The 22,991-nt window shown below is 53.3% G+C and carries 23 protein-coding genes and 1 pseudogene; 14 read left to right on the top strand and 10 right to left on the bottom strand.

The features are described 5' to 3' along the window. Positions 1-172: 172 nt before the first annotated feature. Complete coding sequence (locus H8B13_RS14635) at positions 173-1,444, top strand: metallophosphoesterase (RefSeq protein WP_187311530.1); 1,272 nt, start codon at positions 173-175, stop codon at positions 1,442-1,444. Here the strand turns inward: H8B13_RS14635 and H8B13_RS14630 are convergent. Together H8B13_RS14630 and H8B13_RS14625 are read right to left on the bottom strand one after the other, a co-directional pair. Beyond that, positions 1,401-2,312, bottom strand: a complete 912-nt coding sequence (locus H8B13_RS14630) for a diacylglycerol/lipid kinase family protein (protein ID WP_187311529.1) — start codon at positions 2,310-2,312, stop codon at positions 1,401-1,403. The two genes, H8B13_RS14635 and H8B13_RS14630, sit on opposite strands and share 44 nt — an antisense overlap. 100 nt (positions 2,313-2,412) lie before the next feature. Continuing rightward, positions 2,413-3,225 carry a M48 family metalloprotease gene (locus H8B13_RS14625; RefSeq protein ID WP_187311528.1) on the bottom strand — a complete coding sequence of 271 codons (813 nt, stop codon included), beginning with the start codon at positions 3,223-3,225 and terminating at the stop codon, positions 2,413-2,415. Positions 3,226-3,410: 185 nt separating this feature from the next. Here H8B13_RS14625 and H8B13_RS14620 point away from each other — a divergent pair, with 185 nt between their 5' ends. Beyond that, positions 3,411-3,605: a hypothetical protein gene (locus tag H8B13_RS14620; protein WP_133272968.1), complete on the top strand. Its 195-nt coding sequence runs from the start codon at positions 3,411-3,413 to the stop codon at positions 3,603-3,605. A gap of 90 nt (positions 3,606-3,695) precedes the next feature. Here H8B13_RS14620 and H8B13_RS14615 read toward each other — a convergent pair whose 3' ends face one another. Continuing rightward, on the bottom strand, positions 3,696-4,463 hold the full coding sequence (locus tag H8B13_RS14615; protein ID WP_187311527.1) for a murein L,D-transpeptidase catalytic domain family protein: 768 nt from the start codon (positions 4,461-4,463) through the stop codon (positions 3,696-3,698). Between the two features lie 436 nt (positions 4,464-4,899). Here H8B13_RS14615 and H8B13_RS14610 point away from each other — a divergent pair, with 436 nt between their 5' ends. The 3 genes from H8B13_RS14610 to H8B13_RS14600 all read left to right on the top strand — a co-directional run bounded on the left by H8B13_RS14610 (position 4,900) and on the right by H8B13_RS14600 (position 6,609). Further along, entirely contained in the window at positions 4,900-5,283 is a 384-nt protein-coding gene (locus tag H8B13_RS14610; RefSeq protein ID WP_187311526.1) for a hypothetical protein, read from the top strand. Between the two features lie 496 nt (positions 5,284-5,779). After that, the gene (locus tag H8B13_RS14605; RefSeq protein WP_187311525.1) at positions 5,780-6,097 is read left to right on the top strand and encodes a hypothetical protein; all 318 of its coding nucleotides are present in this window, start codon (positions 5,780-5,782) and stop codon (positions 6,095-6,097) included. A 110-nt stretch (positions 6,098-6,207) separates the two neighbouring features. Continuing rightward, on the top strand, positions 6,208-6,609 hold the full coding sequence (locus H8B13_RS14600; protein ID WP_187311524.1) for a hypothetical protein: 402 nt from the start codon (positions 6,208-6,210) through the stop codon (positions 6,607-6,609). A gap of 132 nt (positions 6,610-6,741) precedes the next feature. On the opposite strand, the gene H8B13_RS14595 is transcribed toward H8B13_RS14600, so the two are convergent. Then, on the bottom strand, positions 6,742-7,146 hold the full coding sequence (locus H8B13_RS14595; protein WP_187311523.1) for a hypothetical protein: 405 nt from the start codon (positions 7,144-7,146) through the stop codon (positions 6,742-6,744). A 276-nt stretch (positions 7,147-7,422) separates the two neighbouring features. Further along, positions 7,423-7,890: a DUF4199 domain-containing protein gene (locus H8B13_RS14590; protein ID WP_187311522.1), complete on the bottom strand. Its 468-nt coding sequence runs from the start codon at positions 7,888-7,890 to the stop codon at positions 7,423-7,425. 357 nt (positions 7,891-8,247) lie between these two features. On the opposite strand from H8B13_RS14590, the gene H8B13_RS14585 reads away from it, so the two are divergent. Together H8B13_RS14585 and H8B13_RS14580 are read left to right on the top strand one after the other, a co-directional pair. Beyond that, on the top strand, positions 8,248-9,870 hold the full coding sequence (locus H8B13_RS14585) for an ABC-F family ATP-binding cassette domain-containing protein (RefSeq protein ID WP_187311521.1): 1,623 nt from the start codon (positions 8,248-8,250) through the stop codon (positions 9,868-9,870). A gap of 17 nt (positions 9,871-9,887) precedes the next feature. Next, positions 9,888-10,703: a hypothetical protein gene (locus H8B13_RS14580; protein WP_187311520.1), complete on the top strand. Its 816-nt coding sequence runs from the start codon at positions 9,888-9,890 to the stop codon at positions 10,701-10,703. Between the two features lie 129 nt (positions 10,704-10,832). On the opposite strand, the gene H8B13_RS14575 is transcribed toward H8B13_RS14580, so the two are convergent. Then, positions 10,833-10,994: a lmo0937 family membrane protein gene (locus H8B13_RS14575; RefSeq protein ID WP_133272977.1), complete on the bottom strand. Its 162-nt coding sequence runs from the start codon at positions 10,992-10,994 to the stop codon at positions 10,833-10,835. A 374-nt stretch (positions 10,995-11,368) separates the two neighbouring features. Between H8B13_RS14575 and H8B13_RS14570 the strand changes: the two genes are divergently transcribed. The 3 genes from H8B13_RS14570 (at position 11,369) to H8B13_RS14560 (ending at position 13,666) form a co-directional block, all read left to right on the top strand. Beyond that, positions 11,369-12,259 carry a 3-hydroxybutyryl-CoA dehydrogenase gene (locus H8B13_RS14570; RefSeq protein ID WP_187311519.1) on the top strand — a complete coding sequence of 297 codons (891 nt, stop codon included), beginning with the start codon at positions 11,369-11,371 and terminating at the stop codon, positions 12,257-12,259. A gap of 240 nt (positions 12,260-12,499) precedes the next feature. Continuing rightward, on the top strand, positions 12,500-13,039 hold the full coding sequence (msrA, locus tag H8B13_RS14565; protein WP_187311518.1) for a peptide-methionine (S)-S-oxide reductase MsrA: 540 nt from the start codon (positions 12,500-12,502) through the stop codon (positions 13,037-13,039). Positions 13,040-13,255: 216 nt separating this feature from the next. Further along, positions 13,256-13,666: a DUF983 domain-containing protein gene (locus tag H8B13_RS14560; RefSeq protein ID WP_261990378.1), complete on the top strand. Its 411-nt coding sequence runs from the start codon at positions 13,256-13,258 to the stop codon at positions 13,664-13,666. 6 nt (positions 13,667-13,672) lie between these two features. Here the strand turns inward: H8B13_RS14560 and H8B13_RS14555 are convergent, their stop codons facing one another. The 4 genes and pseudogenes from H8B13_RS14555 to H8B13_RS14540 all read right to left on the bottom strand — a co-directional run bounded on the left by H8B13_RS14555 (position 13,673) and on the right by H8B13_RS14540 (position 18,718). Continuing rightward, positions 13,673-16,273, bottom strand: a complete 2,601-nt coding sequence (locus H8B13_RS14555) for a cation-translocating P-type ATPase (protein WP_187311517.1) — start codon at positions 16,271-16,273, stop codon at positions 13,673-13,675. Between the two features lie 213 nt (positions 16,274-16,486). Further along, positions 16,487-17,305 carry a 2,3,4,5-tetrahydropyridine-2,6-dicarboxylate N-succinyltransferase gene (locus tag H8B13_RS14550; RefSeq protein WP_187311516.1) on the bottom strand — a complete coding sequence of 273 codons (819 nt, stop codon included), beginning with the start codon at positions 17,303-17,305 and terminating at the stop codon, positions 16,487-16,489. Between the two features lie 480 nt (positions 17,306-17,785). Continuing rightward, positions 17,786-18,043, bottom strand: a pseudogene (locus tag H8B13_RS21695) (sensor histidine kinase); the annotation flags it as partial. A 132-nt stretch (positions 18,044-18,175) separates the two neighbouring features. Next, positions 18,176-18,718 (bottom strand): hypothetical protein, encoded by a 543-nt coding sequence (locus H8B13_RS14540; protein ID WP_187311514.1) that lies wholly within the window; start codon positions 18,716-18,718, stop codon positions 18,176-18,178. A 268-nt stretch (positions 18,719-18,986) separates the two neighbouring features. On the opposite strand from H8B13_RS14540, the gene H8B13_RS14535 reads away from it, so the two are divergent. The 4 genes from H8B13_RS14535 to H8B13_RS14520 all read left to right on the top strand — a co-directional run bounded on the left by H8B13_RS14535 (position 18,987) and on the right by H8B13_RS14520 (position 22,882). Continuing rightward, the gene (locus tag H8B13_RS14535) at positions 18,987-19,856 is read left to right on the top strand and encodes a glycerophosphodiester phosphodiesterase family protein (protein WP_187311513.1); all 870 of its coding nucleotides are present in this window, start codon (positions 18,987-18,989) and stop codon (positions 19,854-19,856) included. Then, the gene (locus H8B13_RS14530) at positions 19,856-21,019 is read left to right on the top strand and encodes a glycosyltransferase (RefSeq protein ID WP_187311512.1); all 1,164 of its coding nucleotides are present in this window, start codon (positions 19,856-19,858) and stop codon (positions 21,017-21,019) included. Before H8B13_RS14535 ends, H8B13_RS14530 begins: the two co-directional genes overlap by 1 nt. Before the next feature lie 94 nt (positions 21,020-21,113). Continuing rightward, positions 21,114-22,124, top strand: a complete 1,011-nt coding sequence (locus H8B13_RS14525) for a 3-oxoacyl-ACP synthase III family protein (RefSeq protein ID WP_187311511.1) — start codon at positions 21,114-21,116, stop codon at positions 22,122-22,124. A gap of 98 nt (positions 22,125-22,222) precedes the next feature. After that, on the top strand, positions 22,223-22,882 hold the full coding sequence (locus H8B13_RS14520) for a metal-dependent transcriptional regulator (RefSeq protein WP_187311510.1): 660 nt from the start codon (positions 22,223-22,225) through the stop codon (positions 22,880-22,882). The last annotated feature ends 109 nt before the right edge of the window (positions 22,883-22,991 follow it).

Below are 22,991 nucleotides of genomic sequence, written 5' to 3'. Positions count from 1 at the left end.
TAAAGGCTTCAAGTAAGTTTCAATGAAGAAATTGACTCCACGCGCCAGCTTTCAGGGAACCGGGCTTATGCTTTGATCCTGAAAACTTACCTGAAACACTTACTCAATCCAGATGCTTCTATACTACGCTGCCAGTGGTGCGTATAAGCTCCTGTACATCTGATTATTTGCTTTGCCAACTCCTACCCTTCTTTTCTACATTCTGCTGGGTATCAACCTGGTGCTGGTGGCGTGGCTGCTGTGGCGCTATTTGCAGGAACGCCGCTATCGGCGCTTGCCATATATAGCTCCGGCCGTGCGCGACTGGGAGCAGCACCAACCCGACCCGGCGTCGCCGCTGCGCCACCGCATTGCCTTGGTTGGCGACTTAGGTGCCGTAGCCACCGATGGCCGCGACCCGGTATTGAACCTACTGCACAGTTGGCTGGAAGAAGCTGGCGCCAATAGTACGGTGGTTGTTCTTGGCGATAATGTGTACCCGACAGGCTTGCCCGCTGAAACGTCCATCGGTCGGGCGGCCGCTGAGCGACGCTTAGATATCCAGCTCGATGCCTTGCGCTACCCCGGCCGGGTAGTGTTTTTGAGTGGCAACCACGATTGGAACAAAGGCCGCAGCGACGGTTTTCAGTATCTGCTGCGCCAGGAAGCATACGTGCGGGAACACTTGCCCGCTGCCCAATATTTGCCCCCCGGCGGCTGCCCCGACCCTGTAACTGTGCAGCTGGCCGATAATCTGCTACTCGTGGTGCTCAATACGCAGTGGTGGGTGCAGCACGGCACGCGCCCCCTTGGGGCAGCTTATGGCTGCAAGGCTACGGATAGCCGTATGCCTTTCCAACAATTACAGCTCTTGCTGGAAGCCAACCGCCATCAGCAGATTGTGGTAGCCGGGCACCACCCGCTTTACTCCAATGCGATGCACGGCGGGCAGTTCACGACCAAGCAGCACGTATTTCCCCTCACGGCTGTGCACAAGCGGGCATATGTACCCCTGCCGGGTGTGGGCTCCCTGTTTCCGATGTACCGGCGGGTGGTGGGCGCGGAGGAGGACATGGCTCACCCGCGCTACCGCAAAATGCGCCGCCGCCTGCTGCGCGTGCTGCATCAGTTCCCAAATATCATCTACGCCGCCGGCCACGACCATAACCTGCAATACTTTGCTTACAAGAATGGTCATTACCTAGTTAGTGGCTCGGGCAGCAAAACGGCGTATGTAGGCAAAGGCGGCAAAGCGACCTTCACCCACGAGCACAAAGGGTTCTTTACCTTGGATTTCTACGAAAACGGTGAAGCCTGGCTACGCACGCTAGAGCCCGGCAACGCCGACGGTACCGAACGCGCCCCTGAACCATTTCGGCGCCGCTTGCTAGCTGGGCTGGGGGGCATTTCTGGCGCCGCGTCTACTCCAGCGCGGGCGTCAGCACCTGCAAGCTCCGCGGATTAATCTCTACCTCAACTGGTGTATCCAACTCCAGGGGTTCACCATCAACCTGTACGAGTACTCGCGGCTGCCCCGGCACTTGGATGCTGGCGCGGCGGCAGCGCAAGCGGCGCGTATACACCGACGTATCGAAGGCATCGGTATAGAGATGATATAGAATGCCTAAGGAAGCCGTGGCGGGAAATGGCTCAATCAGACAGAGTTCGAACTCGCCGTCGTCTAGGCGGCTGTCGGGATTAATCACCACGTTGCTGCCGAAGGTACTGGCGTTGGCAATAGTGAGCATAAACGCTGGCCCTTCAAACTGTTCGCGGTCGGTTTCGATGCGGTAAGTAACAGGCTCGTAGCTGAGGTATTCCTGCAAGGCAATCCGAATATAAGCGCCCGGCCCGCGCGTGTCACCGCTGCAAAATCGCTCCACTACCAGCGCATTAAAACCCAGATCGGCTAGGTGAACCGAAAAATTCCCACTCACGTGAAGGGTGTCCAGAGCGCGCAGCTTGTGCTGCCAAATCACATCCAAAGCGCCGTTCATATCCTGCGGAATGCCTAGGTCTTTGGACAACCCATTGCCGGAGCCCAAGGGCAGTATTCCCAGCGGAATTTTGCCCCCCAGTAGCGCCTCGCCTACCAAGTTCACGGTGCCATCGCCTCCAGCGGCAAATACAGCATCGTAGGAGTTGGCTGCTAGGTGCGCCTTGAGCTTGTCAAGGTCGTTTTCGCCGGAAGTATGAAAAAACTCGGCTCGGCGGCCGCGCTGCGAGCAGAAATCGGTGATGGTGGTTTCTATATTCTGCTTATCGATGTCGCCGGAAATCGGATTGAGGACAAACAGCAGCGAATGCAGGTGGGGCGTTGATTCAGCAGCCATTGCAATAGGTTTTAAGAATAAAAGGAGGAGAACGAAGGCGGATAATGAGTTTCCTGAACTCCGCCTTACGTCTCCTCCTTTCCTGTTCAGGATTAGGTAATTACTGCTTCAATCCGCTGGGAACGCCACTGGGGAAGCGCTCCGAAATTTCCTTTTCCAGTACGCCTACGCGGTTGCCCGGATCGGGGTGGGTGCTCATAAACTCAGGGCCGCGGCTTTGGCCACCGGCCTGCGCCAGAATCTCCATTACTTGAATCATGGCGCGGGGGTCGTAGCCGGCATCGGCGGTGTATTGCACAGCCAGGCGGTCTGATTCGAGCTCATCTTCACGTCCAAAGCGCAAGGAAACTACCTTCGCAATAGCCGCTGCTACGGCCGCTTTGCCAATGGAGCTACCGGGACTATCCGGGTCGTAGGCGGCGATAGTAGCGGCACCGGCCAAGCCTTGCGTCAGCTGCGATTTGGCTAACTGCTCAGCGGAATGGCGGCCAATGACGTGACCAATCTCGTGGGCCAGCACGCCAGCCACCTGTCCTTCCGTCTTCATGTTTTTCAGCAAGCCGGCCGTAATAAATACTTGCCCGCCGGGCAAGGCAAACGCGTTGATGGTCTGCTCATCGGCCAGCAGATGAAAATCGAATTTGTAGGGCGACTGATCAGCTTTGGATGACTGGACTAGCGCGGCGCCAATGCGTTTTATGGCAGCACTGGCCTGCTGATCAGGGTGCAGACCACCGTATTGCTGAGCCATCTGGGGGGCAGCCTGCAAACCGAGCGCGATTTCCTGCTCAGTGGTCATGTTTACGTGCTGCACCTCGCCGGTCACCGGGTTCGTTTGGCGGTTGCAATAGTAGGTTACAAAGGAAAAGGCGGCAACAGCCAGGGCAATCAAATAACGAAGGCTTCCTCTCATGGTAGTAGGGAGAATTAGGGGAGGGAAAACGCGGCTTTAATGTGAGCCGACGGGCTTCTAACGCGCACTCAGCAGCAGGGTTGCTACAGAGAGGCACCCAATTTGCCTTGGTTAGCGTATCAGGCGCAAAACTGGTTCGCAACCGGTTCCTCTTGTTCAGTTGTACTCCCTAATCTCCCTCTTTTATGAATCAGAAACGCACCTTCGGCGCCATCCTTACCATTCTGGGTATTATCGGCATTATTTACGCCGCTTTAGGCTTTTTAGGAATAGCCGGCGTGAATCTTAGCAAGATCAACAGTCTGGTACCTTTCATCGTAGGCCTTATTTTCTTCTTCGCAGGCATCAACTTGGTGAAAACCACCAGCGACCGAGCCTAGCCGATATTCTGCTTTCGAAAAGTAACCCGTCACTAAAAAAGCCCCCCAGAATTAGTTCTGGGGGGCTTTTTTAGTGACGTGAGTTATCAGCTAGTTTAATCCTTTCACCTGAGCAAAAGCTTGCAAGGCCGGATCTAGCTCGAGCCAGTCGGAATCGTAGTGCACGCCGGAAGGCGCGTGCGCAAACAGTACTGTGCCATCCTTTATAGTTCGGATGATAGCACTGCTTTCTTTCATGGGCAGCGCGGGGCAACCCTGGCTGCGCCCGAGCCGACCGTGGCGTTGCACGAATTCCTCGCACACATACTCGGCGCCGTGCACTACTACCGCACGGCTGGCAGCATTCGTATTGTAGCTTGGGTCTACGCCGCGCAGACGCAGGGACAAGCCGTGCTTACCGGTGTAGGTCTGACTCGTCACGTAAAAACCCAGGCTGCTCATCTCCGAGCCTACTCGATTAGAAAAAGCCTGCGCAAACTCCTGACCCGTGTTTATACCGTGGGCGACCAATGTATGGTGAACTACCCGTGATTTCTGCAAATCAATAACCCACAGACGCTTCAGACGACTAGAACGGTTGAAATCGATGATAGTAAGGGTGTTTTTGGCTGGATTAGCCAAGCCGCGCTTCTGAAGCTGATAATAGCCCATCAGTGCCTGACGATACACATCGAGGGGAAGGCCGGATGCAGGGAGGCCTGCCAAAGCGTACGTATGCAGCGTATGCTGCTCAAAAGCCGCCAAGTAGGTAGCTCGCCGATTCTCACTCAAAACCGATTCCGGGGCGTTATCCGCAGTTGATTTAGCTTTGGCAGCAGGAATAGCTACTGGGGGGCAAAAAAGGGATAAAAGACTCAAGGAAAGGCAAGCGAAGGCAGTCGGTGTACGCATTATCGGCTGGAGCTGGTGTTGCGAAAATAGGGTAAAACAAGGCTTACGCAAAAGTCGGGCCTTTCAACTTTAACATCATAATGCAGTAATTATTGCTTAAAGAACTCAAAAATCGTTTTATGCCCGCTGATGATCAATTGATCAAATAGCAAAAAAGCATGTTTAACGCTATCATCTAGAAGTTTATAGCTCACATTTACGTATGATTAATCACATATAAAGACACAAATCGCTACTACAAAAATTAATGAAATACAATGCAACATTCTATTATTTTCACTGTATTATACAATATAATTACTTCTGCGTTATAAAATTCTATTACCCTCCGCTCCTCTCACCTACTGCATCGGATTCGCTTGAGTAAGCGGGTTCATGATACACTCTTGTCATACAGCCTCTTATGACAACGTTTAGCGCCTTATCAAAACAACTGCACTGTGAGTTGCAGCCGCTGATGCATGCGGCTGAGATTTCACCTCAGATTCAGCAGCAGCTATTGGCTCGTCTGACATTGTTCCTGCTATTCACTTCGCGCCAGCCACCAGCTACGCTTAGTGTTCGGGTGCCCCAGCCTTTGGAAGGCGCGGAGTTGACGCTTTACTATTCCAATGGCCAGCAGATTACGCTGCTTACGCGTCATACTAGATCATTAGCGCCCGCGACCGAAAAACTATATGATACAATGGTAACCTTACAACAGCGTGGTCGGCAATTAATACAAAAAGCCTGCTATAGCTGGGAAATGGGAAAAGTGTTCGACACTTACTGCAACCGTAGCGCTTAGAAAAACACGCTGAAGAGCGTTGCCATGGCTTTTCAGACTAATAACCAGGTTTTAAACACAGCATATTCCTACTGCTTAATTCTTGGAATTACAAAGGATAACTGTAAATAAAACCTAGTGCTAGAGTGTAATATATATTAAATAATTACATTTTGAAGCATCGTTCCATATAAGCTGGTCTACTTGTTGTTTATACAGAAATTATCCTTAAATTTATGCATTAAATTGTCTTTTGCCAAGCAATAATAAAGCAAATACATACTTTCATATTGTTCTTCATTCGCATAAAAACAAACTCTCTGACCTTTGTAAGTAGCTTTTGAGCAGAATTAAGGTGTAATTTCAGTAGATTAATCGGTAATTAGTTTTCAACTTACTGTTCAGCTTCGATAAACGCCTTATTTCTCACTCCTACTTCTGGCCCAGATTAGCTTAAGATTACGCTTACCAGTACCTCGCCCCGCTCCCTGCTTCCGCCTTTGCATTTCTCTTATTCATGTCTTCCTTGCCGCACTTAATCGCGCGTGCTACGGCTGCCTATTACCGACAGGCCCGTGAGCTTTATCCTACTGAAACTGACTTTAACGACTGGCTCGACACGCTAGACGCTGATAATCGTCGCCGGTTCCGACAGCAGGGCCTCGACATGACATGTCTCCTCCCTCAGTTTCAACTTTTTTGTTTAGAGCGACGTGGTATTTATCTACGCGAGTTTATGGCGGCCCGCCTCACTTCCGATCAGTTTGAATATTGGGAGCAGGAGAAGGCTATATCGGATTTTAAACCATCCACCCCGCCCACTGACTTATTCTAAGCAACTAATCGTCTTTCATTCGGTTCTTAACAAGTAGCTTAGCGGCATAGCGTCGAATACTCAGTCCACTAACGGCCGACCTATCGCCCCACCTTTGCGCTTGTCAGCCTATGCACCTATTTCGAGTTTTTGCGGCCGGAGCGGCCACCTTATTTCTAACTGCTTGTGGGCATGCGTTGCCCAAAATAGAAGGGTTTGATGATGCGGCATGGCGCAGCGACCCCTACGCCTGCCAAAATAAGCGAGCCGCGCAGCTACCAGCGTTGAACCGCTACCGGGACCAGTTGTATGGAGCCCGCATTGCCAGCATTGACAACTTACTCGGCCGCCCCGATGAGGAAGAACTGAGCGCTCAGACTGAGAAAACCTATTATTATTATGTTGAGCCCGGCACGCAGTGCGAACCAAGCCATCAGCGCTCCTCTGCCAACAAAATTACCCTGCGCTTCGGTCCTTTAGGAGTAGTAACGGAGGTTTTGTATGAACGTCCCTTGGCAGTGCCGGCATCATAGAATAACGTGAGAGCATTTCTATGCCAGCATGGCGATAGGCAGAAAAACAACCACAAAAAAGCCCCCCAGATATGTTTCTGGGGGGCTTTTTTGTGGTTAAAAAATATTTTTTCAACAGGTGGTCGAGGCTATTTAGCCTAATCCGCCTTCGTTGGAATCAGTTTTACTGGGTTGATCAGGCTGTTGATTTTGCTCAGCACGGAAAACACTTAATTGAGTTGGAGTCAGGATGCGGCTGCACTCAGCTTCGTATTGCGCCTCCAGCTCAGCAGCTTTTTGACGACGCTGCTCGGCATCCGTGAATTCGTACTCAATTTCATTCAGACGAGCGAGTTTGATCTGATTGACCGAGCGCAACCGAATGTACTGGGCTTCATTCAACCGAAGATTGCTGCTCATATCACGTGTCAGGTTATCTACGCGGGCTAATGATGGCATTAAGCTACCTGGACGCTCAGCATACACGTCGCGCTTTTGAGCGGAGGCAGGCGCGTAAAAACAGCAGATGAAAAGTGCGAGTAGAAATATTGATTTCATAGAAAGCAGTGATAAAAAATACTAATGCGTGCGTTCAATTAAAGGCTGAAACGAGTGGATAATAAAAAGGTTTTGTGTAGCTGCCTTTTTATATAGTACAAATATATATGCTATAAGTATAACATACAAAAGATTTATAAAAATTTCTGAATTTGGTCCAATCCATCTATCCCCATAGTTTCGTAGCAAACCTTTCCCGAAAATTGCCACCAAGAAAAAGCCCCCCAGAACAGTTCTGGGGGGCTTTTTCTTGGTGGCTACTTGTATACTCAGCTATTACTCAATTCCCTTCATGGGCTTATGATCAGGGCTCTTAAAGTACTGCATAGCGATGAGCGAGACAATCATACCTCCCATTGCACCTTGCAATACAATGGCGAGGAAGGCAATTGTTACCGATAAGTCAAAGCCAAACAGATCCTGAGCCTGCGTCTGCTCCATAAAATCGCGATTAATGGAGGAATAGATAATGAAGAACAATCCAAAAGCGACCGAAGCCACGAGCGACGTCACGATACCCGTTCCAAAACCCTGCAAATACGGTAGCTTGTCGCCTTTCTCGCGCTTAAGACGCGCGATTGCCACGCAGGCTCCTACGGCCAGAATACCGGCATTTAGGAAGCTGTATTCGATGCGAACAAAGCCCAGCAGATTGGCAATCAGGAAGTAAGCCATCATCGCAACGCCCGTGAACAGACCTACGCGAACTCCATTGTTTTCAGCGGTTAATCGAAACGCACCCATACAGGTAAGGGGAAAATGTGAAAAGGTGAATCAGTGAGGTAGAGGAACTGCCAGGGCAACGATAACTGTTAGTCAGTCGCCTAAGATTAGCATTTCCATTTGCTTTTTATACTCTTTTATCCGGCGGGATGTTGTGCAAGCCATATATTTTTTTGGTTTTTGACACCGCAGGGGGCTTTTTTTCTAGCCAAATTGTTGAGTATGAGCACTACACTGTCTTTGCCTGATTGTCTATTTTGACGTTTATAGTTAGCCAGACAGCGTGTGCGCAGGGCATTTTGCGTACTTTTGCGCGCCGAATTGTCCTTATTCCAAGGTTGGCACCAACGATTTTTCGTTTTCAGCATCCACACCTCTATGATTAGTACCTCCAATGTAAGCCTGCGCTACGGTAAGCGCATATTGTTTGAAGATGTTACCATTAAGTTCATGCCCGGCAACGTGTATGGCCTCATTGGAGCCAATGGAGCTGGTAAATCCACGTTTCTGAAGATATTATCGGGCGAAATTGAGCCTAATACGGGCTCAGTGAATATGCCTGCCGGTGCCCGCCTTTCGGTGCTGCGCCAGGATCAGTTTGCCTACGACCAATACCCCGTTCTCCAAACCGTGATTATGGGCCACACGCGCCTGTGGAAGGTGATGGAGGAAAAAGACGCGCTGTATGCCAAGGCCGACTTCACGGACGCCGACGGCGAGCGGGCCGCACAGCTGGAAGGCGAGTTTGCTGACCTGGAAGGCTGGAATGCCGAGTACGAAGCGGCCGAGTTGCTGTCGGGTCTGGGTATTGGTGAAGATAAGCACTTCACCATGATGGCCGACCTCGGCGGCTCCGACAAAGTGCGGGTGCTCCTCGCGCAAGCCTTATTCGGCAACCCCGACGTGCTGCTGCTCGACGAGCCTACCAACGGCTTGGATGCCGAAACGGTACTGTGGCTGGAAAACTTCCTCGACTCGTTTCAGAACACAGTGATTGTGGTCAGCCACGACCGCCACTTTCTCGATGCCGTGTGTAACTACATGGCCGATCTGGACTTCTCGAAACTCACGATGTTTCCCGGCAACTACTCCTTCTGGTACGAAAGCTCCCAGTTGGTGATGAAGCAGAAGCAGGACGCTAACAAGAAGACCGACGATAAGCGCAAAGAACTGGAAGAGTTCGTGCGCCGCTTTTCGGCCAACGCCAGCAAAAGTAAGCAGGCTACATCGCGCCAGAAGCTGCTGCAAAAGCTGACGCTGGAAGACATCAAGCCCAGTTCGCGCCGCTATCCATATATCGCCTTCAAGGCCGATCGTGAGGCCGGCAACCAGCTGCTAACGGTAGAAAACCTGAGCAAGAAGGTGGACGGCCAAAACGTATTCCGCAACGTTACTTTCTCGCTGGATAAAAAGGATAAAGTAGCCATCATCAGCCGCGACGACCGCGCTCCTTCCCTCCTGTTTGATATCCTGTTCGAGCAGGTGCGGCCGGACACGGGCAACTTCAAGTGGGGCACCACTATCACGCCATCTTACTTTCCGCGCGAAAACCACGAGTTCTTCGATACCGACCTGAACCTAGTAGATTGGCTGCGGCAGTATTCTAGGGAGAAGGATGAGAGCTTTATTCGGGGCTTTTTGGGTCGTATGCTATTCTCGGGCGAAGAGTCGCTGAAGAAGTCGAACGTGCTGAGCGGAGGCGAAAAAGTACGTTGTATGCTATCCAAAATGATGTTGGAGAGCGGCAATGTACTGGTGATGGACGACCCAACGAACCACCTCGATCTGGAAAGCATCACGGCGCTCAACAACAGCCTGCGCGATTATACCGGCTCGCTGCTGTTCGTATCACACGACTTACAGTTTATTGAGACGATTGCTAATCGCATTATCGAGCTTACGCCCGACGGCATCATTGACCGGCGCATGAGCTACGAAGAATATTTGGCCGACGAGACCATTAAGGCTCAACGCCAACGCATGTACCAACTTGTGTCTTAAGCTCGTTGCAGCTATCTATGAAACGCACCTTGCTCCCGTGGGCCCTGGCTGGGGCCGCCCTGTTTATGGCTCCGGCCGCTGCTTTAGCCCAAACTGATACGACGGCACGGCCCGCGCCGGCCAAGCCACAGCTGAATACGGCTCCTCCGGCCGCACCTGTACCCGTCACCCCGCCAACTCAGCAGAAGGAGTACGAGGCGCGTCCGGCCGTGCCCGTACCACCACCGCCACCCGTAGACGAGCCTCTACCTACTCAAACCAGGCCTAACAGAGACAGCCCGTCTGGGTTAGAGTTTCCAGAAGGTAGCCGGGCTTCGGAGCAGCCAAAGCCGCTGCGCAAGTACTTCCTGTACGCCAATTTTGGTCTCGGCTACAATGGCAGTTCAGCCTACGGCAGTCAGTTCAGCGCCAGTATAGCGCCTGCTATTGGCTATCGTATTAATGAGCGATTTGCGGTGGGGCCGGGCATATCGTATGCTTTCAACAACTACTCGATTCCGGCTCAGTTCCGGGCTCCGGGTACGCCTTCCAGCTATCAAACCAATAATATTGGGTTGAAAGGCTTTGCTCAGTTTATCTTCTACAAAGACTTTTTTATGCACGGTGAATATGAAGTAACACGAGCGGAAGTGCTATTCCAGGACCAGAACACAGGCGTTATTTCTACCGGCAAGATTACCGTGAATACGCCCCTAGCAGGCGTTGGCTACCGCAGCCGCTTCAGCGACCGGGCTGCTGCCGACATTGTAGTGCTCTACAACTTCAACGATGGCCTCGACGATATCTATGGTCAGCCTGTCATTCGCTTCAGCTTTCTGTTTGACCTGAAGTAACCGAAAATTGCCCCCCAGCGGGGCTGCAACGCCAAAGAGCCGCTGTTCCATCCGGAACAGCGGCTCTTTTCGTTTTTTAGATTCTTTAGAAGGCTGAGCAGCACCTAACAGCTACTCATACAGAGGCATTTAAACGGTGCCGCCCCGAACCAAACGCAGTACCACAGCGATGATGGCGATGACGAGCAAAATGTGAATCAAGTTGCCTAAGCCAAAGCTATTGAAGCCCAGGAAGCCGAGCAGCCAAATAATAACGAGGATGACGGCAATGATGTACAGGAGATTTCCCATGGTATTAGGGTTGAGGTGTAGGGTGAGGGAAAAACAATTTCGTCGGGAGCTAGTTGATTGTGGTTAGGAAACCAATTAGCAAGCGATTTGCGGATTTGTACGCGACGCTTTTCAAAAAAGATATATCTCCCTAGCGCAATTTATTTATTAGAGGTTCTAAATATGATCTAAAAGCCTCTCTACAGGCTGGAATGCGTATTTATAAAGTAATTTTATTTTTTTCAGATTGTACTTAATTGACTTATTACTTAGCGAATAGTATTCTCTGAGTAGGCCGATGGAGGTCACAGTTGGGGCTGGCTGCATTTCAGATTAGTTTTGCGCCCCGGCCCACCGGTCGTCACATCCATCTTCCCACCCACTTATATTTTCGTATGCTCCACGTCGCCGTTATTGGCTCGGGCACTATGGGCAATGGCATTGCTCACGTTTTTGCCCAGCACGGATTTCCTGTTACGCTCATTGATATTTCACAGCCCGCTCTGGATAAAGCCTTGGGTACGATTGGCAAAAATCTGGACCGCCAGGTAGCCAAAGGCAGCCTCAGCGAAGGCGACAAAATGGCCACTATGGGCCGCATTACTACTCACACCAGCATTGCTGAAGGTGTCACCAACGCCCAGCTTGTGGTGGAAGCGGCCACCGAAAATGTGGACCTGAAGCTGCAGATCTTCCGCGACCTCGACCTGTACGCACCCGAAGGAGCCATTCTGGCGTCCAATACGTCTTCCATCTCCATTACGCGCATTGCCGCTGTCACCAAGCGCGCTGAGCAGGTAATCGGGATGCACTTCATGAATCCGGTGCCAGTAATGAAGCTCGTGGAGGTTATCCGCGGATACGCTACTTCCGATGCGGTAACGCAGCAGGTAATGGACATTTCGCGCCAGTTGGGCAAAACGCCCACGGAGGTGAATGATTACCCCGGTTTCGTGGCCAACCGCATCCTCATGCCCATGATCAACGAGGCTATTTATAGCCTGTTTGAGGGCGTGGCCGGCGTGGAGGAAATCGACACGGTAATGAAACTGGGCATGGCCCACCCCATGGGCCCTTTGCAGCTAGCCGATTTTATTGGCCTTGATGTGTGCCTGGCCATTCTGCAGGTGTTGCACGAGGGTCTGGGTAACCCCAAATATGCCCCTTGCCCGCTGCTGGTGAACATGGTAATGGCCGGTCGCTTGGGCGTGAAGTCGGGCGAAGGCTTTTACACCCACTCGCCGGGCAGCAAGGATCTGGTAGTTGCTTCTCGGTTTCGGAAGTAATTTTTTTCTTCAAAAAAGCCCCCCAGAAACTATCTGGGGGGCTTTTTTATATCTGAACACTGGTAACCTAGCTGTTATTCTGCGCGAAGTTGACCCTATTGCTTTACTCAGAAGTCTATTGAGGCTGATTCAAACCTTTCAGGGCTCACTTGCTGTTACTACGTAGTTACCGGTTACTGCCGCCATTTATCGAATAAGCGGCGTGGCTGGCTCCCAACTCACCTAGACTAACCCTTGACAATGGAACAAGCAACATTTGGCGCCGGCTGCTTCTGGTGCGTAGAGGCCGTTTTTCAGAACCTGGAAGGCGTGGAGAAAGTCGTGTCGGGCTACACCGGCGGGCGCATCGCCAACCCTACGTACAAAGAAGTATGCAGCGGCCTGACGGGTCATAACGAGGTAACGCAAATCACCTTCGACCCGCAGAAAATCACGTTTGAAGAACTGCTCGAAGTGTTCTGGAAAACCCACGACCCGACGACCCTCAACCGTCAGGGCAACGACGTAGGCGACCAGTACCGCTCCGGCATTTATTACCACAATGAGGAGCAAAAGCGCCTGGCCGAAGAGTACAAGCAGAAGCTCAACGAGGCCCATGCTTTTCCCAAGCCCATCGTGACGGAAATCCTACCTTTAGGCACGTTTTATCGGGCCGAAGACTATCACCAGAACTACTTCAACCTGAATGGCAGCCAGCCTTACTGCCAGTTTGTAGTAAAGCCGAAAGTGGATAAGGTGAAAGCGGTGTTTGGCGAAAAGCTCAAAAAAGCAACGGCTTAAAACAGCACGCTTTCAGCAGTTATCAGCAATCTGTGAAAAAGCCCCCCAGACATATCTGGGGGGCTTTTTTGGGCCAACATGGCAAAAACAATTATTTTAAGCGTATCAACTGATAAGGGGGCGTTGTACCACCTATTTCGCGACTAACATTACATTCGGTTTCACTAGGCGGGCGTTGGTTTACAGCCTCATTCTCATCTGATTTTTACTCCCATTATGGCCGCCAACGACTCTACCCTCTTAGCCTTGCTGGCCCAAAAATGTCCGCGCTGTCATCGGGGCGACCTTTTTACGCACTCAGCTTTCAACCTGAGTAAGTTCACAGACATGCCCGCCAGCTGCCCGGTCTGTGGACTGCAGTACGAGCCCGAAACCGGTTTTTACTGGGGCGCCATGTACATCAGCTACGCCTTCTCCACCGGCATTGTGATTATGGTGGGCGTATTGCTCTATAACTTTTTCGGCGACCCGGATACGTGGGTGTACATCGTAACGGTGTCTATTGCCGTGCTGCTGTTTACGCCTGTGCTGCTGCGCTACTCCCGCGCTGTGATGCTGTACTTCTTCGGCGGCACCGGCTACGATCCGGAGAGAGCTAAGCGCACATTTCCTAATTCAAACGACTAGAGCCAGTTACTTATTCACAGTTGCTGTATGGTCGGGGTTTGAGGTGGATTGCGCATCATTCGTAATAACCTTGCTTTCAGGGCTTCTAAGTGCTTTGTACACTTCAAACCAGCCTGTGCTCAGAACCGCTACGCCAGCACAGATTACCAGTTGCAGCCAGCTAAGCGATTGTAGCTGAAACAGTTGCTGAAGAGCAGGCACTGCGAGGCAAAGCGCCAGCAAAACCAGCGTGAGGGCCAGCATAGCAGGCAGCAACGGATTATGGTAATACAGCGAACGGCGCAGCGTATGGTGGCGCGACCGGCTCACGAGCGTAAGCAGCACGTTGGCCAGCACCAGCGTCGTAAAGGTGAGCGTGCGGGTCAGTGGCTCAGAATAGCCCTGCATCTGGGCATAAGCGGCCACACCCAGCACCCCGGCGGCAATTACAAGGCCCTGCATAAGACTGCCGCCTAGCTCACCAAGTTGCAGAAAAGTAGTCGTGACTGGCCGAGGCGGGCGCTGCATGGTATCGGCTTCCATCGGCTCATTCTCGAAGATAATGGAGCAAGTCGGGCCCATGATAAGCTCCAGAAATATGACATGCACCGGCCCCAGCAGCACCGGATACTGCCACGCCAGCAAGGACGGCACTAACACCGTGAGAATAAGCGGAATATGGATGGCGATGATGTACTGCACCGCCTTTTTCAGATTGTCATAAATCCGGCGGCCGTAGCTGATGGCCGTAACCATACCACCCAGATCATCATCCAACAATACGAGGTCGGCGGCTTGCCGGGCCAGCTCCGTGCCCCGGTGGCCCATGGCTACCCCAATGTGGGCCGCCTTGAGGGCCGGCCCATCGTTGACCCCGTCGCCGGTCATTGCCACCACTTGTCCATTGGCTTTAAGCGCTTCGATCACGCGCAGCTTGGCTTCAGGAAACATGCGGGCATACAAATCAACCTCTCCTACTTGCTGTTCCAGAGCCGCAGGTTCCAGCGCCATTACTTCGACTCCGGTTAGCATCGGCTCCTTGTGTCGCAGGCCAACCTGTTGGGCTATGGCAGCGGCTGTCAGGGCATTATCGCCGGTAATCATTTTTACTTGCAGGCCAGCCTCATACAGCTGCCGGAGCACGGCCGCCGCTGTCGGCTTGGGTGGATCAGTAAAAGCAACCAGCCCCTTAAACTCCCAAACAAAGTTTTCCTGCGAGGCCGGATATACCTCGGGGATATCCGTGCAGCTGGCTACCCCCAGTACGCGCAGGCCCGCCGTCGTCAGCTGTGTGAGCACAGCCAACGCCTGAATCTTCTCGGCTTCGGGCAGATGGCACCGGGCAATAATGCCTTCGGGGGCGCCCTTACAAGCAACGATCAGGCGGCCATCAGCATGCGCAAAGATGTGCGTCATCATGGGGGGCTTTTCCCCCAGCGGATATTCGTGCACCATGCGGTAAGCCGGGCGCTGGTCGATGAGAGTTATTTGGGCATAAGCCCGATGCAAAGCCTGCTCCATCGGGTCGAAGGGCGTAGGCTCGCTGGCCCACATAGCAGTTTCCAGTAAGTCAGTTAGCGGTGCTGGAAGCTCTTTTTGCTCCTCAAAAGGAAGGGGACCCGTCTGGCCAGGGTAATAGAGCTGGCTCAGCGTCATACGATTTTGGGTGAGCGTTCCGGTTTTATCAACGCAGATAACGGTAGCCGAACCCAGCGTTTCTACCGTTTGCGGCTGCTTGGTCAGCAGGCGCTGCTGCATAAGCCGCCAAGCGCCCAAGGCCATAAAAGACGACAGGGCCACCGGTATTTCCTCCGGCAATACGGCCATGGCAATCGTTAGCCCATGCAGCAGCCCATGCGCCAGGCTGCCTGAGTCCCACCAGTTGTAGGCCCACACTACAATGAAGGCCACGCCGCCCACCATTGCCATGCGGCGTACAAACGAGCGCACCTGCTGCTGAAGCGGCGTCGGTGGCGTCTTCACCTGTGAAATTAGCCCCCCAATGAGGCCCAGCCGGGTTTGGCTGCCCACCGCCGTAATCTGCACGATGCCCGTACCGCCCACCACCGACGAGCCAGCAAACAGCTGCTGCTGACCGTCGGCCACTTTGCTCACCGACAACGACTCGCCCGTCAAAAATGACTCGTCGGCTTCCAAGTCATGGGCTTCGAGCAGCACGCCATCGGCCCCCACCTGCTCACCTTCCGCCACGAGCAGGATATCGCCTACAACAAGCTCGGCGGCGGGTAGCGCCACATCCTGACTGGCCCGGCGCACCCGGGCCAGCGGTTGCGCTAGCTGTTGTAAAGCAAGCAACGCCTGGTCGCTGCGGGCTTCCTGATATAGGGAGATGCCTGCTACAATTGCGGTGGCCCCCAGCAGAACGTAGGCTTCGGAATAACTGCCAATAATGAGATAAATGCCCGCCGTAGCGACCAGCAGCGCAAACATTGGTTCGGTTGCGATGCCGCGCACAATTCCCCAAAACCGGTGGCGAGTGGCAGGAGCTAGCACGTTTTCCCCGAAGCGCTGCCTTTGAAGAAGTACCTCCTCGGCAGTCAACCCTTCAGGTACGATTTCGGACCGGGGCACCTCGGTAGTGGAAGCAGTTTGGAGCGGAGCCAGCATAAGCAAATTCTTAAGAATCAGCTGAGTACTCCTGTGAGTAAGCAGCCAGAAAGAAAATTACAGCGTCCGACTCTTTCTGTCTCTGATGTAAATCATTGGCAGCAATGATATTAAGCACAAAACCCGTCTCTGGCTTGATCTACAGCGCTGTAAACCAAGTTAAAGACGGGTTCTATGCTTTCTTCACTACGGAAGAAGGCTAATTACAATAAGCTAAACAGCTACGTTGTGCTCGCGCAGGGCGTCATTCAGCGAAGTTTTCAAATCCGTGCTTGGCTTGCGCTGGCCGATAATCAGGGCGCAGGGCACATGGAACTCGCCAGCCGGAAATTGCTTGGCATAAGAGCCGGGAATAACCACCGAGCGCGCCGGCACGTGGCCACGATATTCTTTGGGCTCCGGACCTGTAACGTCGATGATTTTGGTGCTGCCCGTAATAGTAACGCCAGCTCCAATCACAGCTTCCTTACCGATGTGGCAGCCTTCTACCAGAATGCTGCGCGAGCCAATGAAAGCGCCATCCTCAATAATAACCGGCGCTGCCTGCACGGGCTCCAAAACGCCCCCCAGACCCACACCGCCGCTCAAATGCACGTGCGCGCCTACTTGCGCGCAGGAGCCTACTGTGGCCCATGTATCCACCATCGTCCCCTCGCCTACCCAGGCACCAATGTTCACGTAACTGGGCATCAGGATAACGCCGGAGGCCAAAAAGCTGCCGTAGCGAGCCGTAGCGGGCGGTACTACGCGCACGCCTTGGGCTTCGTAGCCAGTTTTAAGGCGCATTTTGTCGCGATACTCGAAGGGTTTCAACTCCAGGGTTTCCATCTGCTGAATGGGAAAATACAGGATGACGGCTTTTTTCACCCAGTCGTTTACCTGCCACTCGCCGCTAGCGGTGGGCTGGGCCACGCGCAAGCGGCCTTTGTCCAGCTCTTCGATTACGGCATGAATAGCGTCGGTAGTAATGGATTCGCGCAGTAGGTCGCGGTTGTCCCAGGCGGCTTCGATGGTGGCTTGCAGGTCGGTCATGAAATGAATAGAAGTAAGTTTCTAGCCAGCAAAACTACGTAATTAGGGTGTGTTGCCGGGTATAAGTATATAAGCCCCCTGCTGACTATGTCTACGGTCTCATGAGAACTAGGCACATTAAGTCAAATCAATAGTATCGTTCTCGATTAGCTACAGTCGTATGGAGGCGCAGGTAGTCGTGTAAAAAGCAGGAGATTTCAACCTACATAAGGTGGATATGCCGCGCGACGCCTTTCGCGTGCAGTCTTTGTTATATTAATTACACAAAGTAGATTTCTAAATGTATCTCTCACCCCACTCTCTGTCATCCTGACGCAGGAAGGACCTTCTTACGGTAGGGCAATTCATTACCATGCTAGTTGTTCTATAGTGAGAAGATCCTTCCTGCGTCAGGATGACAGAGAGTGGGGCAGCTATTGCCCACGAGAGGCGTCGTGCCCCGCGGCATGACCGTTCTTTTAGTTTAGTATCTACACAGTCTAGTGAAACGGTAAACTCTGAACCATGACCTTCTTGGCTTTCCACGGCAAGTCCACCGCCGTGACCTTGGGCAATAATATCGTAACTCAAAGATAGGCCAAGGCCTGTGCCCTCGCCGGGGGGCTTTGTGGTAAAGAAGGGCTGGAATATCTTCTCACGCACTGCTTGACTCATACCCGTGCCGTTGTCCTGTACCCGAATGTGCACGTGCCCATCCACTTGCTGGGTCGAGACCCGCACTGTGGGCTGGTAACCGGCTTCGCCCACCTACTGGCGCTGGCGCACGGCCAGGTACAGTAGCGTGAGCAAAGCACTAATTCCCAGAAGAATGAGAAAAGGTGTCACCGCACCTTTACTTGTTGCCTCACCTTGCCAATACTGCTATGGCAATTACAGTCGTATCGCAAATTGGGGCCGGTAGCTATTACCACGCAGTAGCGGCTGCCCGGGGGCGTAGCGCACCGCCAGCACCTGCTCGGCCGGTGCACCCGTTGGGAGCACGACTGGCCCCACCAAGCCATGGGGCAGTACCCGAGCTGCGTCGGCGTCATTAAGACCCTGGTGCGCGAGCAGGTGGCCGTTGAGGTAGATCTCGCAGGTCCCAATCAGCCATGCACTCATCAATACTTCACGCTGGTGCAGGCTGTCGCCGAGACGGAAGCGCAGGCGTAGCCAACTAATCTTCATGCCCAGGACAGCCGGCAGTTCCCGTCGGAGCCGAGTGGGATCGAGAGTATCCCAGGCGCTGTCATCGAAATCGGGTCGGGCCCACTGCGGGTTGTCGCCCAACTGATAGCGCCAGCCTTGGGTGAGTAACAAGCCGTTGCTTGGTAAGCGGGAAACCTGGAGAGTGACCGTGTCGGCGGGCAGCGGGACAGCTACGGTGGAGAGGAACAGCAGCCCGCAGGCCACCAGCAAGAGAAGAAAGCGCATAGTAGGGCGAAAAACCACACAGCGAGCTACTTCTCGAGGCTGGAATTAATCCAAGTTATAGTTGGGCTTTAAGGGAGGCAAGCTAAGCGTTTACTTACTGCTAATCAGCAGAATAAACACCTATCTAAAGCCCTTAGATACCAGCAAAGGAAGCTCAGATAAGAAAGCCAAAAGCGGGCAAAGCGGTACACAATCTCCATATTTGGGCGAGCGTTCATTAGCCGAGCTTCTTCAGCCGACCGCTTATAGAAATGCCTCCATAGTTATCATGAAAAAAATCAGTCTGTTCCTTTTCGGTATTAGTGCTTTACTAAGTGGTTGCCAGCCCAAAGCCGATACCTTCGCCGGCCGCTTATCCGTAGTCGAGACGCCGCAGGTATTCCGATACCGCCCAGGCCTGCCAGCCCGCGTGAGCGCCCACCGGGGTGGCGGTAATTATCCTGGCTACCCCGAAAATGCGTTGGAGTCCTTTGCTTATTTGGTTGGTCAGACGCCCATGATTATTGAGTGCGACATCGACCTGACCCGCGATAGTGTGCTGATGCTTTTGCACGACAAAACGCTAGACCGCACGACCACCGGCACCGGCCCTCTTATCAACAAAACGTGGGCTGAATGCCAGGAGTATCGGCTGGAGGACAACTTTGGCACTGCCACCAACTTCCGCATTCCTACCCTGGAGCAAGCCTTGCGTTGGGGCAAAGACAAATGCTTGTTTACTCTGGATGTGAAGCGTGGAGTGCCCTTTACGAAAGTGGTAGACATGATTCATCGTACCAACGCGGCCAGCTATGCCGCCGTTATTACCTACAATGCTCCCGATGCGGCTACTGTGTATCGGCTGGATCCTCAACTGATGATTTCGGTGTCCATTGGCGGTCAGGAAGACTACGAGCGCCTACGCGCGGCCGGTGTGCCCGACCAGAACATGATAGCCTTCGTGGGTACTGCCGAGCCCGATCCGGCGCTGTATCAGTTTTTGCATACCAAAGGAATTGCCTGCATTTTGGGCGTTCTGGGCAACCTCGATAAGCAGGCCGAGACTCGCGGCGACCAACAGTACCGCACTTTCGTGCAGAACGGCGCCGATATTCTGGCCACCGACCGACCCCTCGAAGTCGCCCAAGCGCTGCGCTAATGCCCGCGTCAACCTCAAGTGGGCGCGTAGTGCTGCTGGCCTCTGTGCTCAAGCCGCTGAATGATACCCGAATGCTGGGCAAATTCGCCCGCACCTTGCTTGCCCGCCCCGGTGTGGTGGTACACGTAGCGGGCCGGCGGGCATCTACTCCCAAAAAAGCCCCCCACAATCTTTATACCCACGAATTGCTGGCTGGTTCGCGCCTGAGCTGGCAACGATTACTAGCTCAATGGCGCTACTGGCAGCTCCTGCGCCGCCTACGCCCCGCCCTTGTTTTCGTGCATGCCCCAGAGCTACTGCCGCTTACGTTACTGTGGCAAAAGCTGACGCCTGGGGGGCTTTTTATCTATGATGTGCGCGAGAACTACGCTCTCAATATCCAAACGCAGGCCGTGTATCCAGCCTGGATTCGTGATACGCTGGCTGGCCTCGTGCGGCAGATAGAAACGTGGGCGGCGCAGCAGGCGTCTGCTGTTGTGCTGGCCGAGCGCAGCTACGCTGATGAACTGCCCTTTGGCCAATCCGAACGCACGGTTATTCTCGAAAACAAATACCAGCCTCCCCAAGGCGAAACGCCACAATTTGCCCCCCAGCCTCTGCCCCAGCCCGGCCAGAAGCTACAGTTGCTATATTCAGGTACCATTTCCGAGTTGAACGGCGTGTTTGAAGCTCTGAAGCTGACGCGCCAGCTGCAAACCATCTGGCCCCAAACCCGGCTGACGATTATCGGGTATTGTCAGCAGCCGGATCTACTGCGTCGCTTCCAGGAAGCTATTGCGTCCAGCGGCGACGGGGTCATATTGATTGGTGGCGATACGCTGGTGCCCCATGAGCAAATTGTGGATGCCATCCACCAAAGCCACATCGGGCTGCTTCCCTACCGGCCCCACGCCAGCACGAGGCGCTGCCGCCCGACAAAGCTATTTGAGTATATGGCCCATGGGCTACCGGTTCTGATTCCGCCCAATCCGCTCTGGGAAGAGTTAGTGAGTAAGCATGGGGCAGGCGTTGTACTAGAGTTTGATAGGCTTACTACCGCCAATGTGCGCGCAGTAGCTAATGCCGTAGCCGGTCACAGGTTTTATCCGAATGGCATTCCGACGGAAGTATTTTGGGATACCGAAGCCCAAAAACTAAATCAGGTGATCGATTCTATTTGGTAACTGCTGACCTTTGCGCCCCGTTTATGGAACGGGGACCTATTTTTTTTAACTTCGGCCCCTTTTTCTCCGTTCCTCGCCCAAAATCCCCCTTCCTATGAGCACCCTCCGCCAAACCGAAATTGCCGGCGTCGGCCACTACGTACCCGACCGAGTGGTAATGAATGCTGAACTCGAACAACTCATGGAAACCACCGACGCCTGGATTCAGGAGCGGACGGGCATCAAGGAGCGTCGTTGGTTCGAGGAAGGCAAAGACACCACTGCTAATATGGGCGCGCAGGCCTCTCGTCGCGCTCTGGAGCAGGCCGGCCTCCAGCCCGACGATGTGCAGCTCATCATTTTTGCTACCCTCTCTCCCGATTATATCTTCCCCGGCTCCGGCGTCCTCCTGCAACGTGAACTAGGCATCAAGGACAATATTCCGGCTTTGGACGTACGCAATCAGTGCTCGGGCTTCATCTATGCTCTTTCAGTAGGCGACCAGTTTATTCGCACCGGCATGTATGATACCGTGCTGGTGGTCGGTTCCGAAATTCACTCCTCCGGTCTGGATAAAAGCACTCGGGGTCGGGCCGTATCCGTCATTTTTGGCGATGGTGCCGGTGCCGTAGTACTGCGCCCCTGCACGCGGGAAGGCCACGGTATTCTGAGCACTCACCTGCACGCCCAGGGCGAATTTGCCGAGGAGCTTATTGTGAAAGAGCCCGGCTCGAACCGCGAAGACCGTGTTCGGGTAGCCATGGAAAACCAAGAGGAGATGTACCCTTACATGAACGGTACCAACGTGTTTAAGCACGCCGTGGTCCGTTTCCCCCAGGTCATCAACGAGGCGTTGGCGCAGAATGGCTTCCAGCCCCAAGACATCGACATGCTGATTCCGCATCAAGCCAACTTGCGCATCACGCAGTTTGTGCAGCAGAAAATGCAGTTACCCGACGATAAAGTGTACAGCAATATTCAGCGCTACGGCAACACTACCGCCGCTTCTGTGCCTATAGCTTTAAGCGAGGCCGTAGGTGAAGGCAAAATCAAACGCGGCGACCTGGTTTGCTTAGCTGCTTTCGGGAGTGGCTTCACCTGGGCCTCCGCCCTGATTCGCTGGTAAGCTGAGCTACGACAAACAGGAAGCGGAAAATAGTTACTTTCCGCTTCCTGTTTGCATATTTAATATCTAGCCAAACGTTTCATCCTTCAATCGACAAAGTGCCCAGTCACACCGAGGAAAATTATCTGAAGGCAATTTATAAGCTGTCGGAAGCACAGCCCGGCGTGGAGGTGAGCACCAACCGCATTGCCGAAGTGCTCCAAACGCGCCCTGCCTCAGTGACTGATATGCTACGCCGCCTCGGCGAAAAAGGATTGTTGCACTACGAGCGTTACCGTGGTGTGTCGCTTACCCACGATGGCCGGCGCGTGGCCTTGCTCACCATTCGTAAGCACCGACTTTGGGAAGTTTTCCTTGTAAATAAGCTGGGCTTCAATTGGGACGAGGTGCATGACGTAGCCGAGGAAATGGAACACCTGCAGTCCCCGCTGCTCATCCGCCGCCTCGATGAGTTTCTAGGCTTCCCCCAACTTGATCCGCACGGTGACCCCATCCCGGCCGAAGATGGTGCCATTGTTCGGCCGCAGCATCGGCTGGTTTCAGACCTGCAACCTGGCGAGGAAGGAACCGTCATGGCTGTCAAAAATACCTCTGTTCCCTTCCTTCAATACCTCGACAAAGCTGGACTGAGCCTCGGCGCAAAGATTGAAGTTCTGGATAAAGTAGCCTTTGATAATTCTTTGGAAATCAGAATTAACAGCAATAAGGTTACGCTGATCTCTAATGAGATCAGCTGCAATTTATTTGTGGCTGACTAAGCCAGATCTGGCACTTCGCGCAGCCTCTCATGTGTTAGCAAAAACGCCCCTAGTCACCAGTGACACAGCTCGAGCTATCCGGCATTAGGCTGCGGAAAGCGGCGCTGAA

It is taken from the genome of Hymenobacter sp. BT188 (genome assembly GCF_014333585.1).
Classification (GTDB): Bacteria; Bacteroidota; Bacteroidia; order Cytophagales; family Hymenobacteraceae; genus Hymenobacter.
Note: the sequence above shows the minus strand (reverse complement) of the source record. Positions and strands in the feature narration are given on the sequence as shown.

Bases quoted from the DNA above. Each gene is read 5' to 3' on its own strand.
- H8B13_RS14630 (WP_187311529.1), bottom strand. From the start codon at position 2,312: ATGGCTGCTGAATCAACGCCCCACCTGCATTCGCTGCTGTTTGTCCTC.
- H8B13_RS14625 (WP_187311528.1), bottom strand. From the start codon at position 3,225: ATGAGAGGAAGCCTTCGTTATTTGATTGCCCTGGCTGTTGCCGCCTTT.
- H8B13_RS14620 (WP_133272968.1), top strand. From the start codon at position 3,411: ATGAATCAGAAACGCACCTTCGGCGCCATCCTTACCATTCTGGGTATT.
- H8B13_RS14610 (WP_187311526.1), top strand. From the start codon at position 4,900: ATGACAACGTTTAGCGCCTTATCAAAACAACTGCACTGTGAGTTGCAG.
- H8B13_RS14605 (WP_187311525.1), top strand. From the start codon at position 5,780: ATGTCTTCCTTGCCGCACTTAATCGCGCGTGCTACGGCTGCCTATTAC.
- H8B13_RS14600 (WP_187311524.1), top strand. From the start codon at position 6,208: ATGCACCTATTTCGAGTTTTTGCGGCCGGAGCGGCCACCTTATTTCTA.
- H8B13_RS14595 (WP_187311523.1), bottom strand. From the start codon at position 7,146: ATGAAATCAATATTTCTACTCGCACTTTTCATCTGCTGTTTTTACGCG.
- H8B13_RS14590 (WP_187311522.1), bottom strand. From the start codon at position 7,890: ATGGGTGCGTTTCGATTAACCGCTGAAAACAATGGAGTTCGCGTAGGT.
- H8B13_RS14585 (WP_187311521.1), top strand. From the start codon at position 8,248: ATGATTAGTACCTCCAATGTAAGCCTGCGCTACGGTAAGCGCATATTG.
- H8B13_RS14580 (WP_187311520.1), top strand. From the start codon at position 9,888: ATGAAACGCACCTTGCTCCCGTGGGCCCTGGCTGGGGCCGCCCTGTTT.
- H8B13_RS14575 (WP_133272977.1), bottom strand. From the start codon at position 10,994: ATGGGAAATCTCCTGTACATCATTGCCGTCATCCTCGTTATTATTTGG.
- H8B13_RS14570 (WP_187311519.1), top strand. From the start codon at position 11,369: ATGCTCCACGTCGCCGTTATTGGCTCGGGCACTATGGGCAATGGCATT.
- msrA (WP_187311518.1), top strand. From the start codon at position 12,500: ATGGAACAAGCAACATTTGGCGCCGGCTGCTTCTGGTGCGTAGAGGCC.
- H8B13_RS14560 (WP_261990378.1), top strand. From the start codon at position 13,256: ATGGCCGCCAACGACTCTACCCTCTTAGCCTTGCTGGCCCAAAAATGT.
- H8B13_RS14555 (WP_187311517.1), bottom strand. From the start codon at position 16,273: ATGCTGGCTCCGCTCCAAACTGCTTCCACTACCGAGGTGCCCCGGTCC.
- H8B13_RS14550 (WP_187311516.1), bottom strand. From the start codon at position 17,305: ATGACCGACCTGCAAGCCACCATCGAAGCCGCCTGGGACAACCGCGAC.
- H8B13_RS14540 (WP_187311514.1), bottom strand. From the start codon at position 18,718: ATGCGCTTTCTTCTCTTGCTGGTGGCCTGCGGGCTGCTGTTCCTCTCC.
- H8B13_RS14535 (WP_187311513.1), top strand. From the start codon at position 18,987: ATGAAAAAAATCAGTCTGTTCCTTTTCGGTATTAGTGCTTTACTAAGT.
- H8B13_RS14530 (WP_187311512.1), top strand. From the start codon at position 19,856: ATGCCCGCGTCAACCTCAAGTGGGCGCGTAGTGCTGCTGGCCTCTGTG.
- H8B13_RS14525 (WP_187311511.1), top strand. From the start codon at position 21,114: ATGAGCACCCTCCGCCAAACCGAAATTGCCGGCGTCGGCCACTACGTA.